12 protein-coding genes are annotated in these 14,588 nt (G+C 73.3%); 4 read left to right on the top strand and 8 right to left on the bottom strand.

Annotated elements, in window-relative coordinates:
* Positions 1–55: 55 nt before the first annotated feature.
* On the top strand, positions 56–424 hold the full coding sequence (locus tag OHB56_RS09735) for a GntR family transcriptional regulator (protein WP_326751889.1): 369 nt from the start codon (positions 56–58) through the stop codon (positions 422–424).
* 71 nt (positions 425–495) lie between these two features.
* Here OHB56_RS09735 and OHB56_RS09730 read toward each other — a convergent pair whose 3' ends face one another.
* The 4 genes from OHB56_RS09730 to OHB56_RS09715 all read right to left on the bottom strand — a co-directional run bounded on the left by OHB56_RS09730 (position 496) and on the right by OHB56_RS09715 (position 4,385).
* Positions 496–1,593: a DUF5925 domain-containing protein gene (locus tag OHB56_RS09730; protein WP_326751888.1), complete on the bottom strand. Its 1,098-nt coding sequence runs from the start codon at positions 1,591–1,593 to the stop codon at positions 496–498.
* An 86-nt stretch (positions 1,594–1,679) separates the two neighbouring features.
* Positions 1,680–2,480 (bottom strand): polysaccharide deacetylase family protein, encoded by an 801-nt coding sequence (locus OHB56_RS09725; RefSeq protein ID WP_406352709.1) that lies wholly within the window; start codon positions 2,478–2,480, stop codon positions 1,680–1,682.
* On the bottom strand, positions 2,473–3,525 hold the full coding sequence (locus OHB56_RS09720) for a glycosyltransferase family 2 protein (RefSeq protein ID WP_326756945.1): 1,053 nt from the start codon (positions 3,523–3,525) through the stop codon (positions 2,473–2,475). Before OHB56_RS09720 ends, OHB56_RS09725 begins: the two co-directional genes overlap by 8 nt.
* A 38-nt stretch (positions 3,526–3,563) precedes the next feature.
* Entirely contained in the window at positions 3,564–4,385 is an 822-nt protein-coding gene (locus OHB56_RS09715; protein WP_326751886.1) for a glycosyltransferase family 2 protein, read from the bottom strand.
* 935 nt (positions 4,386–5,320) lie between these two features.
* Here OHB56_RS09715 and OHB56_RS09710 point away from each other — a divergent pair.
* The gene (locus tag OHB56_RS09710; protein ID WP_406352707.1) at positions 5,321–6,127 is read left to right on the top strand and encodes an SGNH/GDSL hydrolase family protein; all 807 of its coding nucleotides are present in this window, start codon (positions 5,321–5,323) and stop codon (positions 6,125–6,127) included.
* A 74-nt stretch (positions 6,128–6,201) separates the two neighbouring features.
* Here the strand turns inward: OHB56_RS09710 and OHB56_RS09705 are convergent, their stop codons facing one another.
* From OHB56_RS09705 to OHB56_RS09690, 4 genes are all read right to left on the bottom strand, one after another.
* Positions 6,202–7,893 carry a serine/threonine-protein kinase gene (locus OHB56_RS09705; protein ID WP_406352705.1) on the bottom strand — a complete coding sequence of 564 codons (1,692 nt, stop codon included), beginning with the start codon at positions 7,891–7,893 and terminating at the stop codon, positions 6,202–6,204.
* 51 nt (positions 7,894–7,944) lie between these two features.
* Entirely contained in the window at positions 7,945–9,546 is a 1,602-nt protein-coding gene (locus tag OHB56_RS09700) for a nickel/cobalt transporter (protein ID WP_406352703.1), read from the bottom strand.
* A complete protein-coding gene (locus OHB56_RS09695; protein WP_406352701.1) occupies positions 9,543–11,225 on the bottom strand; it encodes a tetratricopeptide repeat protein in 1,683 nt (560 codons plus the stop codon). Before OHB56_RS09695 ends, OHB56_RS09700 begins: the two co-directional genes overlap by 4 nt.
* A gap of 198 nt (positions 11,226–11,423) precedes the next feature.
* Positions 11,424–12,956: a DUF4331 domain-containing protein gene (locus OHB56_RS09690; protein ID WP_406352699.1), complete on the bottom strand. Its 1,533-nt coding sequence runs from the start codon at positions 12,954–12,956 to the stop codon at positions 11,424–11,426.
* A 241-nt stretch (positions 12,957–13,197) separates the two neighbouring features.
* Between OHB56_RS09690 and OHB56_RS09685 the strand changes: the two genes are divergently transcribed.
* Positions 13,198–13,743: a sigma-70 family RNA polymerase sigma factor gene (locus OHB56_RS09685; protein ID WP_055630684.1), complete on the top strand. Its 546-nt coding sequence runs from the start codon at positions 13,198–13,200 to the stop codon at positions 13,741–13,743.
* Entirely contained in the window at positions 13,740–14,588 is an 849-nt protein-coding gene (locus tag OHB56_RS09680; protein WP_326751880.1) for an anti-sigma factor, read from the top strand. The genes OHB56_RS09685 and OHB56_RS09680 overlap by 4 nt, the downstream gene beginning before the upstream one ends.

Below are 14,588 nucleotides of genomic sequence, written 5' to 3'. Positions count from 1 at the left end.
GGGGAAGGCGCTGCGGCTGCCTCTCATTTTCCGCCGGGTGCGGGACAATCGGGCCGTGACCTTGAAGATCCACATCGACGACAGCGCGCCGCCGTACGAGCAGGTGCGGGCCCAGATCTCCGAACAGGCCCGGTCGGGGGTGCTGCCGGTGGGCCACCGGCTGCCGACGGTACGGGGCCTGGCCCAGGCGCTCGGCCTCGCCGCGAACACGGTGGCCAAGGCCTACCGCGCGCTGGAGGCGGACGGCGTGATCGAGACCCGCGGCCGCAACGGCACGTTCGTCGCCGCCGCGGGCTCGGCCGCGGAGCGCGAGGCCGCGGCGGCGGCCCAGACGTACGCGGAACGGGCGCGACGGCTCGGACTGGACGAGGACGCGGCCCTGGCCGCCGCCCGGGACGCGCTGCGGGCGGCGTACGAGGCGTAACCGCGGGAAGCCGCGCGGGAGCGGGGGAACAGGCGGCGCCGGCCCGGTTCCCGTACCTCCGTGCCCCGTCCCTACAAGTACAGCCCGGCCTCCGCGTTCCCGCGCGGTTCCGGCAGGGCCGTCGGGGAGGTGCCCCTGCGCAGGGCGTACAGCTCGGCCAGGGTGGCGCCCTCGCGGCCGATGCCGTCCTCGTGGCCCAGCCAGTTCACCGCCTCGGCGCGGGTCAGCGACCCGACCTCGATCCGGGCGAGACAGCGTCCCGGGCGGACGACGGCCGGGTGGAGGCGCTCCAGGTCCTCGTTGGTCGTGACGCCCACCAGGACGTTGCGGCCCTGGCCGAGCAGGCCGTCGGTGAGGTTCAGCAGCCGGGACAGGGCCTGTCCCGCCGTGTGCTTGGCCTCGCCGCGGATCAGCTCGTCGCAGTCCTCCAGCAACAGCAGCCGCCAGCGCCCCTTGCCCGTCGTCTCGTCCTCCTCACCGATCGCGATGTCCATCAGATAGCCGACGTCGGAGAAGAGCCGCTCCGGGTCCAGGACGCAGTCCACCTGGCACCAGTCCCGCCAGGACCGGGCCAGCGTGCGCAGCGCGGACGTCTTGCCCGTGCCCGGCGGGCCGTGCAGCAGGAGCAGCCGGCCCGCGATGTCCTCCGGCGTGGTCTTCATCAGGCGGTCCATGGCGTCCGCCACCGGCGCGGTGTAGTTGGGCCGGACCTCGTCCCAGGTGCCCGCGGAGATCTGCCGGGTGGTGCGGTGCGGGCCGCGGCGCGGGGACACGTACCAGAAGCCCATGGTGACGTTCTCCGGCTGCGGCTCCGGTTCGTCGGCCGCGCCGTCCGTGGCCTCGTCGAGGATCTTCGCCGCGAGTTCGGCGGTGGTCGCGGTGACGGTGACGTCGGCGCCCCGGCTCCAGCGGGAGATCAGCAGCGTCCAGCCGTCGCCCTGGGCCAGGGTGGCGCTGCGGTCGCCGTCCCGGGCGGCCCGCAGCACCTCGGCGCCCGTCGGCAGCAGGGTAGCGCCGGAGCGCACGCGGTCGATGTTCGCCGCGTGTGAGAACGGCTGCTCGCCCGTCGCGAAGCGGCCGAGGAAGAGCGCGTCGACGACATCGGACGGGGAGTCGCTGTCGTCGACGTTGAGCCGGATCGGCAGTGCGTCGCGCGGGTTCGCAGGCATACCGTCATGATCGGGCACACGGACGCCCCCGCGCACCCGGTTTCCCCGAGGCGCGCGGGGCGCGTGACGTGCGCCGCGTACCTGTGTCACTGCCGGACGCGCGCCGCCAGCCGCCGCGCCTGCCGCGCCCGGCGGACCACCGCGTACCCCTTGGTCAGGGCCCGGTCCCGGACGAAGACGCGGGTGAGGTCGCGGCCGTCCACCAGCCGCTCGAACTCGGCGGCGTCCGTCGACCGGCGCACGGTCACACGCCGCAGCGCGTAGGGCCCCTGCGCGCGACGGGCGAGCCCGTTGCCGACGGCGAGGGCCTGCGCGTACCCCGTCTCCCGTACCGCCTCGCGCACCCGGCGGCTGGAATGGCCGTAGGGATAGGCGAACGACGTGGGCACGCGGCCCAGCTGGTCGGAGACGATCTCCTTGCACCGGATCAGTTCAAAGCGCAGCCGCCGGTCGTCGAGCTGGTCGAGCTGCGGGTGGCTGTGGCTGTGGCCGCCGATCTCCACGCCCGCGGCGGCCAGTTCGCGGACCTGGTCCCAGTCGAGCATGGTGTCCAGGCCGCCGCCGGTGTCGTAGGGCCCCCGGAGCCAGCCCGTGGAGACGAACAGCGTGGCGGGGAAGCCGTGTTCGGCGAGGGCCGGCAGGGCGTGGCGGTGTACGCCCTCGTAACCGTCGTCGAACGTGACGAGGACCGGCCGGGCGGGCAGCGGCCTCCCGGTGCGCCAGCAGGCGGCCAGTTCGGCCGTGCCGACGGGGGTGAGGCCCCGCGCGGCGATCACCGCCATCTGTTCGGCGAACGCCTGCGGGGTCACGGACAGCGCGCGGGTGGCGTCGCTCGGGTCGGCGGCCACCGAGTGGTACATAAGGATCGGCACCCGTTCGTCAGCCACGGGCACCCCTTCGCTCCCCGCCCGGGCACTCTCCCTCGCGGTGCGCCCCGCCCTCCGCGGCCGACACGTCGACCACGGAGAACGTGACCCCGCCCCGCCGGGCCCGCACGCTCCCCACCACGTATCCGCCCGCCGCCGTGAGCACCCCGGCGACGATCGCGCCCGCGCGACCCGCGCCGCCCGGCCGGGCCAGCAGGGCGTCCCGCAGCCCCCGCACCACCCCGGCCGGCAGGACCCGCGTGGTGTAACGGCGTTCCGACTCCAGCCCTTTCCCGGCGCCGACGCTGCGCGCCACCAGGGCCTTGGACAGGCCCTCGGCGTAGGTGCGGGTGCGGAAGTAGCGGAAGTGCTCGCGCGCCTCGGGCACCCGGTGGTGGATCACCGCGCGGTCGTCGATCAGCAGGACCGCGTCGGGCCGGGCGCGGCTGAGGCGGATGCACAGCTCCGTCTCCTCCCCGCCCAGCGGACGCTTGTTCCCGTCCCGTCCGATCCCGGTGGCGAAGCCGCCCGCCGCGTCGAAGGCGGCGCGCCGGAAGGAGGCGTTGCCGCCCAGGACGTTGCGCACCCGTACGCGTCCGGGGGGCAGGCCCCGGTAGGTGCAGCCCACGACCCAGTCGAACTCCTCGGGGAACCAGCCGGGGCGCCGCCCCGACGCCCAGAGGGGTTCGGTGCGCCCGCCGACCGCCATCACGCGCGGATCGGCGTACGCCTCGGCGAAGTGCCCGAGCCAGTCGCGTTCGGCCACGGCGTCGTCGTCGAGGAACGCGACGATCCCGCCGCGCGAGGCGGCGATGCCGGTGTTGCGTCCCGCGGACAGGCCGCGGGGGCCCGCGTTGGCGAGCACCCGCACGTCGTCAGTGTCCTGGTACTCCTTGGCCAGCCGGTCCAGCAGGACCTCGTTGTGGTCCACGACCAGCAGGGTCTCCAGGGCCGGCCGGGACTGCGCCCGCACCGAGGCGACCGCCGCGAGGACGTCCTCCCAGCGGTCCTCGGTGTAGGCGCAGATCACGACCGAGACGCCGGGCGGGCCGGACGCGTCGGACACGCCCGGCCCGCCCGGAGCACCCGTGGTGCCGGGCTCGCTCAAGAGACCTTCCCCCGGACCGTGTCGAGCAGCGGGGAGTGGTGCGGACGGCGGCGCAGCGCACGCCGGTTGGAGCGCTCCCCGAGGATCACCCCGAGGACGCGGAACCCGTCCCGCACGGCCCGCAGATTGCTCGCGCCGTGGATGCGCAGGTACTCGTGGCTGGGTATCTCCTGCACTCTCAGCCCTGCCTTGACGACCCGGATGTTCATCAGGGTCTCGACCTCGAAGCCGGTGCAGTCGAGGTCGATCTTGTCCAGGCAGTGCCGCCAGAACGCGTTGTAGCCGTAGCAGAGATCGGTGTAGCGGGCGCCGAACTTGCGGTTGACGACACCGCACAGGATCCGGTTGCCGAGCTTGCGGATGAAGGTCATGTCGTCGGTGCCGCCGCCGTTGGCGAAGCGGGACCCCTTGGCGAAGTCCGCGCCCGAGACGAGGGCGGAGACGTACGACACGATCTCGTTGCCGTCCGCCGAGCCGTCCGCGTCGACCATCACGATGATGTCGCCGGTGCAGGCCTGGAACCCGGTGTTCAGGGCGTCCCCCTTGCCCTTGCCGCGCTGTTCGACGACCTTGACGTCCGGCCACAACTCCCGGGCCACTTCGACGGTGTTGTCGGTGGAGTTGCCGTCGACCAGGACCACTTCGTGGATCCAGTCGGGAAGCGTCTTGAAGACGTACGGCAGGTTCTCCGCCTCGTTCATGGCCGGTATCACCACGCTCACCGGCGGTGCGATGGCCAGGTGCGAGGAGACGGGCCGGTACTTCTTGGCGGCCGGCGGATTCTGGTCCGCGGTCGCCGGCTGCAGAACGGAACTCATGAGTCTGGTCCCTCTCGTCCGGTGGGCCGCCCGCCCCTGGGCAGCCCGGCTATTCGTCCGGTTCGAAAGGGGGGTTCTCACCCGCGCACGACGCGAAGAAGCCCCGTGCACGCCGGGTGAGCTGGCAAAACTGGCCGACCGCGGCACACGCCGGCCGACCGCGCGGCCCGGCCCGGTATCCCTTGCGGTCACCGAGCACGGCACCCCCCTACCGCGCCCCGCGCCGGTACGTCGCGGTCCTGAGCCCTCCCCTGGAGCCGCTTACTGACGGACCGATGCGGGTGAGATGTATTGCAATGTATGACGGTATTGACGATTGAACCCGTATGGCAAGACCTGAAACCAGGACTCACGTTTTTGTTGGTTTGACTGTTACGTGTGCCTCTGGCCGTCCCCCGGCCACCAGCATGCCGCCGTGGCGTGCGGATGCAACCGCGCCTCGGGGGCGGTCGGTCGGTTCAGGCCGAGCGGCTCCGACCGTGCGGCTGTGGCCGTGCGGTGGTGGCTCACGCGAAGAGACGTGCGAGTGCGGATGGTCTGCATGGCCGACTTTGCCCCCCGAAGCGTCGGATGCCGGGCTTCAATCTGACGCAGCCCGTTGTGGGCGTCAAGGGCCGAACGGCCCCAAGGCCTGAATTCGTCCGGGATTGAACAGATGTTCCGGTGGCCGGCGACGGCGGTCCGGCGGCGGCCCCGTGACGGTTCGCCAGTGGGCCGACGGCGGTCTCGTGACGGTTCGCCGGCGGGCCCATGGTGGCCCGATGGTGGTCCGACGGGGGCCCGGTGGTGGTCGCCCGGTGGTGACTTGGTGGTTGCGGGGTGAACAGGTTGCGGGGGTCCTGAGGAGGGGTCGGCGTTTTTGGCATGGACACTTCCAGTCAACGCGCGTAGTCGCTATGAAGGTTGAGGCAGAGATCCTGCTAAAGGGAGGTTCCATGAGACGTTCCCGACTTTCCGTCTATCTCGGTTCCATCCTCCTCGCCGTCGCCACCGCCTTCACCGGGGCGGCCGCGGCGCACGCGTCCCAACAAGCCGCTGTCGGCGGCTATGTGGCGCTCGGCGACTCCTACTCCTCCGGCGTCGGAGCGGGCAGCTACATCAGCTCCAGCGGCGACTGCAAGCGCAGCACGAAGGCCTATCCCTACCTCTGGGAAGCCGCCAACTCACCCTCGTCCTTCGACTTCACCGCCTGCTCGGGCGCCCGAACGGATGAAGTTCTGGCGTCGCAGCTCGGTCCGCTCAGCAGCAGCACCGGTCTGGTCTCGCTCAGTGTCGGCGGCAACGACGCGGGCTTCGCCGACGTCATGACGACCTGTGTGCTCCAGTCCGAGAGCACCTGCCTCTCCCGGATCAACACCGCACGGTCGTACGTCACCTCGACGCTGCCCGGCAAGCTCGACAACGTCTACTCGGCCATCCGCAACCGGGCCCCGAACGCCAAGGTCGTCGTCCTCGGTTACCCCCGCTTCTACAAGCTCGGCGCCACCTGCGTCGGCCTCTCCGAGAACAAGCGGGCGGCGATCAACGACGCGGCCGACCTCCTCAACAGCACCACCGCCCAGCGCGTCAACGCCCACGGCTTCACCTTCGCCGACGTGCGCTCCCCGTTCACCGGCCACGAGATCTGCTCCGGCAGCTCCTGGCTGCACAGCGTGAACTGGACCAACATCGGCGAGTCCTACCACCCGAAGGCGGCCGGCCAGTCCGGCGGCTACCTCCCGGCGTTCAACAACGCACTCTGATCCGCCCGGGAGCCGTCTTCCTCATGGGCGGCTCCCTCGACGCAACGTCACCCCACTGCCGAATCCCCCGTCCCTCAGGGAGCGGCCGCCGAACCGGCAGGAGAGGAGGAGGCCCCGTCCGGCGGGGTCTCCGTCTCGCACGTCACCGAGAACGGCACCGGGTCCGACGTCGTGTGCACGGGCTCCCGCACCTCCACCCCGATGCTGTTCTCCAGCGTCCCGGACTCCAGGTACGTCGTCACGATCACCGTGTCCTGCTTCGTGCGCCCGCCGCCCTCAGGGAACGACAGCGTCCGCCACCCCGGGTCGGCCACCGAGTCGTCCTCGCCCACCCAGCGGTAGGACACCTCCGCGGGCAGCCGCCCCACCGTGAACGTCGCCGTGAACGAGGGCGACTGCTCCTTCGGCGGGGGACAGGCACCGGAGTACTCCGTGTGCGTGCCCTTCACCGTCACCCGCACCGACTGCTGCGGTGGGGGACTCTCGCCGCCGTCCTCGCCGTCCCCCTCGCCTTTTTTGCCGTCGTGCTCGGAGACCGTCGGAGCAGCGCCGCCGGTCCGCCCGGTTCCGCCGTCGTTCCCGGTCCCGTTGCCGTCGCCGGTCCGCGCGGACGGACTCGCCCCGCCCGGACGGCCTTCCACGCCGTCCCCACGGTTCAGCAGCGCGTACGTCAGACCGGCCAGCGCCAGAGCCAGCACGGCCACGCCCGTGACCAGGACGGCGGCGGCCCGGCGACTGCGCCCGGGACGGGCGACCGCGGTGTTCCCGGTGGACGGGGACGTGGACGGGGACGTGGACGGGGACGGTGCCGGGGCCGCCGGGGTGGGCCGAGGGGCGGGAGCCGCGTGCGGGTACGCGGGGGTGGGGGCGTACGGGTCCGGTCCCGTCGTGCCGGCGCGCGCTGGACCGGTGTCCGGTGCGCCTCCCCCGGAGGGGGAACCCCCAGCGCCGACGAGCCGCAGGTCCTGCTGTGCCCGCACCGCGGACAGCCGCTCGGCCGGGTTCTTGCGCAACAGGCCCTCGATGACCGGGGCCAGCGGCCCCGCCCGGCGCGGGGACGGCAACTCCTCGTCGACGATCGCGCGCAGCGTGCTCAGCGGGGTGTCCTGGCGGAAGGGCGAGCTGCCCTCGACCGCCGCGTACAGCAGCACACCGAGCGACCAGAGGTCGGACTCGGGGCCGGGAGTGCGGCCCAGCGCCCGCTCCGGGGCGAGGAACTCGGGCGATCCGATCACCTCGCCGGTCATGGTCAGTGCGGAACTGCCCTCGACCGTGGCGATCCCGAAGTCGGTGAGCACGATCCGCCCGTCGTTCGCGATCAGCACGTTGGCGGGCTTCACGTCGCGGTGCAGCACCCCGGCATCGTGCGCGGCGCGCAGCGCGGCCAGCACCTCCGCGCCGACGCGCGCGGCACGCTGCGGGTCCAGCGGGCCCTCGGCGTCCAGCACCTCGGCCAGGGACAGGCCGCGGACCAGCTCCATGACGATCCATGGGCGCCCGTCCTCGGTCGCCACGTCGTACACCGTCACCACATTGCGGTCGGCGACCCGGGCGGCTGCCCACGCCTCCCGCTCCAGCCGGGCGTACATCCTCTCCACGTCGGGCGTCGGCAGCCCGGCCGGGGCGCGGACCTCCTTCACCGCGACCTCGCGGTGCAGCACCTCGTCACGGGCCCGCCACACGGTCCCCATGCCGCCCTCGCCCAGCGGTGACAGCAGCCGGTACCGGCCCGCGATCACCCGCTCACTGCCCGGTCCCTCGGACATGGCGCCCCCCATCGCATCCGGGCGAATTCTCCGTTTCCCCATGAAAGTAGCTCAGCCCAGCGCGGATGCCGCCCCCCTGAACACCAATCCGGCTCCCAGGGCCACGACGACGAACGCCGATCCCAGGGGCGCGCTCCGGCGCACCAGCGCGACCACCGGGCGTGCGGTCCAGCGCGGGCGCCGGGCCAGGAGCCGGTTCACGCCGCTGCCAGCCTTCACCACGGCGTACCCGGCGGCGGTGAGGGTGAGCGCCAGTCCGACGCCGTACGCGACGACGAGCAGCAGCCCGAACCAGGCCTGCCCGAGCGCCGCGGCGCCCACCAGCACGACCACGGCGGACGGACTGGGCACCAGCCCGCCGGCGAGACCCAGCAGGATGGTGCCGCGCAGCGTGGGGGCGACGGCGTGGGTGTGGGTACGACCGCCGTGGGTGTGCTCGACGGTGCGGGGACGGGGATGCGCGCCGCCCGCCCGGGCGTGCCCGTGCTCGTGGTCATGGACGTGCGGGTGCTCGTGCCCGTGCTCGTGGTCGTGACTGTGGTCATGAGCGTGCCCGTGTTCGCGCTCGTGGTGGTGCGGGTGGCCCGGTGCGGCGTTCCGGTTGCGCAGGGCCCGCCGGAGGAGGCTCGCGCCCGCCAGGGTGACAAGGGCGCCGCTCGCGATCCCGAGCCACGCGACGACCGAGGGCGTGGCGGCCGAACCGGCCGTGACCAGCAGGCCGAGCGCCACCACGCCGAGGGTGTGGGTGACTGTCACCGAGGCGGCCATCGGCAGGACGTCCCGCAGCCGGGCCCTGCGGCCCCGGGCCGCCGCCGTCGCGGCCATGAGCGTCTTGCCGTGACCCGGCGCGAGCGCGTGCAGCGCGCCGAGGACCACCGCGATCAGCAGCGCGAGCGCCGCGAACCCCGCGGTGAGGTCGTGCCGGGCGACGAGGTCGTCGAGGGCGCGGGTCCACCGGTCCGCGCCGCGGGGCAGTACGGAGGCGGCGGGCGCTTCGGTCTCCTTCCCCGCCAGTGCCGGCCCGCCCGTGCGCACCCGGAGGGACGCGGTCGCCGTGTCGGCCGGCGAGGACAGCAGCTCCTCCGGGTAGCGGGTCAGTTCCCGTGACAGCGAGGTCTCGGGCACGTCCGACGCGGCCAGCGTCGTCCGGTCGCCGCGGGCGGTGACCTCCCGCCAGCCGGGACCCGAGGACGCCCCGGCTCCGCGGAAGGAGACGTCCACCGTGCCGTCCTCGGGCAGCGGAGCGGTCAGCCCGCACTCCACGCGCAGCGTGTCGAGCCCGGCCTGACCGGGGCGCACGCGCGCACGACTGCTCCGCACGGTGACCGGGACCGTACGCCCGTCCACCCGGACCTCGCTGTCGCGGGCGGCGCCGGCGCATCGCCGACGTGCCCACTCGGCCGTGCCCAGCGCCTCGACGTCCGGCTTCGCCTGGGTGGCCGGGATCTCGGCGAGGTCCTCGACATGGTGGACGCGGAGCTCGCCCGGCGCGGCGACCAGGCCGTCGTACCGGTTGACGGTGAAGTTGCCGAGCGGATGCGCGCTCGCCGCCGTCGCCGGGACCAGCGTGAACGCACAGGCGGCGGCGAGGACGGCGGCACCGGTGGCGAGACGGCGGCCGGTGCCGTCGGCCGGGGATCGACGGAGGTTCACCGTGCCGCCTCCAGGTCGTCGAGGGCGGCACGGGCCTCGCGGGCGCCGAGGGGGGAGAAGCCGGGGTTCAGTTCCAGGGCCGCCGTGAGGGACCGGCGGGCGTCGCCGTCGTGGCCGGTGGCGCGTTCGATCATGCCGCGGTGGTGGAGGAAGGCGGCATTGCGGTAGCCGGTGGCCGTCGCCCGGCGGGCGTGGGGGAGCGCCTCCTCGGAGCGCCCGCTCCGGTGCAGCGCCCAGGCGAGGGCGTCCGCGGTGTGCACACTGTGCCGGCGGTCCCATTCGGCGCGGGCCGCTCGCAGGGCCGCTTCGGGGTCGCCGTGGTCGGCGGCGGCGAGCGCGGTGTCGAGGTCGGAGTTGACCCCTCCTGCGCGGGCGAGGGCGGCGTGCGCGTCGACGAGGGCGTACTGCTCGGCCGCCTTCGTACGGTCGCCGTCGGCGCCCCGGGCCTCGTACAGCTCGCCGAGAGCGACCAGCGGGCCGGGCAGCGGGGAGCGGACGACGACCTGCTCCAGCGTCCTGATCGCGCCCGCGCGGTCGCCGCTCGCGGCCTGGGCGCGGGCCCGTCCCTCCAACGCCGGGAGGTGGTCCTCGTCGGCGGCGAGGGCACGGGCGAAGTGGGTGAGCGCGGTCTCGTGGTCGCCCTGGTTCCAGGCGAGTTGGCCGAGTGCGGTCGCCACGTACGCCACGTCGGCGGGCGCGGACGCGCCGTCCAGGGCCCGTTCCAGCACCTCGCGCGCGGTCCGCACGTCGCCGCGCAGCTCCCGCACGTACGCGTACCGCGTGAAGACGGGCACCCCCGGCCGCCTGCTGTCCGCGGTGTCGGCGGCCTCGACGGCCTCGTCGTACCGGCCGAGCTCCACGAGGGCGTCGATACGGGAGGACAGGGCGCGCTCGCTGTAGGGGTTCTGCCGCAGGGCCCGGTCGGCGTACTTCAGGGCGCCGGAGAAGTCGTGCCGGGCCGCGGCGAGGGCGGCACGGCCGGCCAGTGCCTGCTCATTGCCGGATCCGAGCGCGAGGGAGCGGTCGAACGCCCGCTCGGCCTGCGGGTAGCGCGACGGGTCCCCGTTGGTCCGCGCCTGCTCGACGTAGGCGAGCCCCAGGCTTGCCCAGCCACCGAAGTCCCGTGGCTGGGAGCGCAGATGGGACTGCAGAGCACGGACCCCCGCGTCCAGGTCGCCCCCGGCGAGCGCCCCGACCGCGAGCGCCCCGGCCGCGGGAGCGGCATCGGCGCCGGTCCGCGCTCCGGCCTGTGTTCCGTCCCGGCCGCCGCCGACGGCGACCGCTCCGGCGGTCATCGCGACCGCCAACAACGCGGCGCACACCGTGAGATGCGTCCCGCGCGAGCGGCACGCGGCGGCGGAGAACCGGCGCAGAGCGGCCATGCGCACGCCGGACGGGGAGGCTTCCGGGCCGGGCCCGGCTGCCTCGGTCCCGGACTCAGGGCGGGCGGCGGCCTCGGACCGGGTCCCGGTCCCGGCGCCGGGCTCGGGCTCGGTGCGGGTGGCGGCCCCGGTGCCGGTGCGGGCGTCGGCCCGGTCGCCGGTGCCCGGCCGCGTGTCCGTGGTCCCCGGCGGTGCCGCGGGCCCCGCGGGCGCGGAGGGCCCGGACAGCCCTGTGGGCTCCGCCGGTCCGGTGTCCCGGCCGCTCTCCGGGGCGTGGTCGTTCGTACGCGGAGGCATGCCTCTCCTCGGTTGCTTGCTCACTTGTCCGCTTGCTCGCGGGATGCGGGGGGCCGGCGGCGCGGCCCGTGCCGCGGGGATGGAGGGGACGGGCCGCGCCTGTCACCGGGGCGGGCCAAAAGGCCCGCCTGCCGGTCGGGGAGGCAGGACCGGAGCCCTGAGCCCCGGGTCCCGCCCCACCCCGGTGGGCGCGGTGGCTCAGTACGCCCGGCCGCGCATCCTGCGCCACCACAGCAGGGCCCCGCCGATCAGCAGGATCCCGAAGGCTCCCGCCCCCGCGGACGCGGCGATCAGGGTGGTGTCGTCGGAGCCCCCGGCCCCGGCGGGCCGCAGCGCGTCACCGAGCTGGTTGCGTACGTCGTTGCCGCTGTCCACGCCCTCGGCGAGCGGACCGCGCGACCCCTCCGTCGGGGTGGCCAGATACGGGAACGAGGCGCCGAACTCCTTGTCGTTGGCGTCGACCGCGTCACCGAGGTCGTTCGCCGCGCCGACCAGCTCGCCCTCGACGACCTGGAGCGCCGCGTCGATCACGTCGTCCGTCAGCCGGCGCCCGTTGGGGAAGCCCGCGTTGTCGCCGTCCAGCACACCGAGCCGCTTCGGTTCGGCCGCCGGCTCGATCGACGTGTTGAGGCGCAGCATCTCCGACGGCGTCACGTGCGGCGGCTGGTTGAGCCCTTCGACACCCTTGAGGAAGACGTCGACGAGGTCGTCGCGCGGCTCGGCGGGCGCCTCGATCTTGTAGATCGCCTCGATGAGCTTCGGCAGTTCCGGATGCGTGACGTTCTTCAGGAACTGCGCGTCGTCCCACGGCGCGGACGCGTTGAACGTGTCCTTGTCCTTCAGCGGGTTGACGACCTCGTTCACCAGCGGATTGCCCAGCCGCGACACCTGGGTGAACTGCCCCTTGGCGTTCTTGCGCCGGGTCGTGGACCAAATGCCGACGACCGGCTGCTCCGCCGACTCGGTGATCATGTCCGTCGGCACCTGCAGGGCCAGCGAGTTGACGTTGTACCCCTTGAGGGTGTCGTTGCCGACCTCGGAGAGGTTCCCGCCGTACAGCAGGTCGAAGACGCGCAGGTCCAGGAAGAACGGGTCGTCGGCCTGCCCGGCGAACGTCGTGGCGCCGCCCGCCAGCTCGTGCACGGCCTGCTTGCGGAGCGTGTCGTAGTCCGGCATGGACGCCTTGCCGACGTTCGATGGCGCCACCGGGACGTCGTCCGCGATCTTCGTACGGGACACCAGGTGCTGGTCCTTCAGCTTCAGCAGCTCGATGTCGTAGGTCTGCGTGATGTTGAGGTCCGGGTCGTCCAGGGCGGTGACCGGGCCTGTGTTGTAGAGGAACGTCTTCTCGTTCTTCGTATGGGTCCTGAAGGTGTAGCGGAACAGCAGCTCGCCCTGCGCGTCACCGTTGGTGTCGATGTGAATGTCGTACTGCGCGTCCTCGGCGAACGTGAAGAAGTTCGGTCCGCCGGCCGGCTCCTCGAACGGGATCCAGTTCGCGATGATCGTCGTCGTGTCCGGCTTGTCGGGACTGACGAACGCGTACAGATCGGTGTTGTCGTACTGCGGAGTGCCCGAGATCAGCGGGGCCTCCCGGTGACTGGAGGCGGAGGCCGCCCCCGGTTCCAGCGCCGCCGTGCCGGCGGCGGCGAGCCCACCGGCGGCCAGCGCGCCACAGATCAGGGTCGCGAGGTTCCTGCGTCCCGCGCCGGTCCTGGAGTTAGGTGTCATGCCGTCCGTCCTCAGTGCCAACTTGCCTGACGCATCGGGATTCGGAGCCGTGCCCGGACCGGATTGGTCGGGAGGCGAAAAGTTCTCGACGGGTCCGTCACGGTTGAACGCCCGTAGCATTTCTCGCTGGTCGACCCGCGTTTTCGGTCCGCTGATCCGTACTTCCCTTCCGGAGGCGCGTTCGCTGCGCATGCCTTGTGTGACCGGGTGGCCCGAAAGGGCCGGGAGAGGGGGGTGCGCGTTGGAGGCCGACGAGCTTCTGGTGCGGGTGGCAGGGGGCGACCAGAAGGCATTCGAGGCGCTGTACGGACTGGTGTCCGGGCCGGTGTACGGACTGGTGCGAAGAGTGGTGCGCGACCCCGCCCAGTCGGAGGAGGTCGTACAGGAGGTGCTGCTCGAACTCTGGCGCTCCGCCGCCCGGTTCGACCCCGAGCGGGGCAGCGCGCTGTCCTGGGTGCTCACCCTCGCCCACCGCCGGGCCGTCGACCGGGTGCGCAGCGCCCGCGCGGCAGGCGAGCGTGAGCAGCGCGAAGCCGCCCGGCGCGGCAGCGAGCCCGCGTTCGACCAGGTCGCCGAGGAGGTCGAGGCCGGCCTCGAGCGCGAGTGGGTGCGCCGCTGCCTGGACCGGCTCACCGCGCTGCAGCGGCAGTCGGTCACCCTCGCCTACTACGACGGTTACACCTACCGTGAAGTGGCCGAGCGGCTCTCCCTGCCGCTCGGTACGGTCAAGACACGCATGCGCGACGGCCTGACCCGACTGCGCCACTGCCTGGGAGGTGCCGCATGAGCTTCCTGGACCGGCTGTTGGACCGCGGGGGCCGCGGAGATCTCCACTCGCTGGCCGCCCCCTACGCGCTCGACGCACTCGAACCCGCCGAACGCATCCGTTTCGAGAGGCATCTGACGACCTGCCGCCGCTGCACCGCCGAGGTACGCGTCCTCGCCGAGGACGCCGTCCGCCTCGCCTGGTCCACGGCCGCCCCCGCGCCACCCGCCCTGCGCGACCGGGTCATGGCCGCCGTACGGACCACCCCACAGGATCCCGCCCCCGTCCCCGCCCCCGGGCCCCAGGAGCAGAGGGGTGCTGCGCGTGCACCGCAACTCCCGCCCCACGTATGGGGAACCGGACCCGTGCCGCAGACCGGCGGGCGGCACCGGATGCCGCTGTTCGTGCCCTTCGCGACGGCCACCGCCGCCGCTGCCCTCGTCGTCGCCGCACTGTTCGCCGTCCAGGCGAACCGGACCCAGGGCCAACTGGCCGCCGAACGGGACCGCGCACGTGAGATCGCCCACGTTCTCGCCGCCCCGGACGCCCGCGCGAGCAGCGGCCGGGACGCGCGGGGCGGCACGATCGGAGTGATCGCTTCCGCATCGGAACGGAGTGCCGTCGTCACCCTCGGCGGATACGACAACCCGCCGAACGGACGTGTGCGTCAGCTCTGGCTCATGCGCCCCGGCGCACAACCGCACTCCCTCGGGCTCTTCGAGAGCGACGCGCCCCTGGTCGCCTCCGACCTCGACATCTCCGCAACGTCACTCGCCGTAACCGTCGAGCCGGGCGGTGGATCGCCGCAGCCCACAACCCAGCCGATAGTCCAACTCGCCCTGAAAGGGGTTGGATTCGGAGAGTAA

Source organism: Streptomyces sp. NBC_01635, from assembly GCF_045209715.1.
Lineage (GTDB): Bacteria > Actinomycetota > Actinomycetes > Streptomycetales > Streptomycetaceae > Streptomyces > Streptomyces hirsutus.
Note: the sequence above shows the minus strand (reverse complement) of the source record. Positions and strands in the feature narration are given on the sequence as shown.

Excerpts from the sequence above, each read along its gene's own strand:
- OHB56_RS09690 (WP_406352699.1), bottom strand. The coding sequence starts at position 12,956 with ATGACACCTAACTCCAGGACCGGCGCGGGACGCAGGAACCTCGCGACC.
- OHB56_RS09705 (WP_406352705.1), bottom strand. The coding sequence starts at position 7,893 with ATGTCCGAGGGACCGGGCAGTGAGCGGGTGATCGCGGGCCGGTACCGG.
- OHB56_RS09695 (WP_406352701.1), bottom strand. The coding sequence starts at position 11,225 with ATGCCTCCGCGTACGAACGACCACGCCCCGGAGAGCGGCCGGGACACC.
- OHB56_RS09715 (WP_326751886.1), bottom strand. The coding sequence starts at position 4,385 with ATGAGTTCCGTTCTGCAGCCGGCGACCGCGGACCAGAATCCGCCGGCC.
- OHB56_RS09680 (WP_326751880.1), top strand. The coding sequence starts at position 13,740 with ATGAGCTTCCTGGACCGGCTGTTGGACCGCGGGGGCCGCGGAGATCTC.
- OHB56_RS09730 (WP_326751888.1), bottom strand. The coding sequence starts at position 1,593 with ATGCCTGCGAACCCGCGCGACGCACTGCCGATCCGGCTCAACGTCGAC.
- OHB56_RS09710 (WP_406352707.1), top strand. The coding sequence starts at position 5,321 with ATGAGACGTTCCCGACTTTCCGTCTATCTCGGTTCCATCCTCCTCGCC.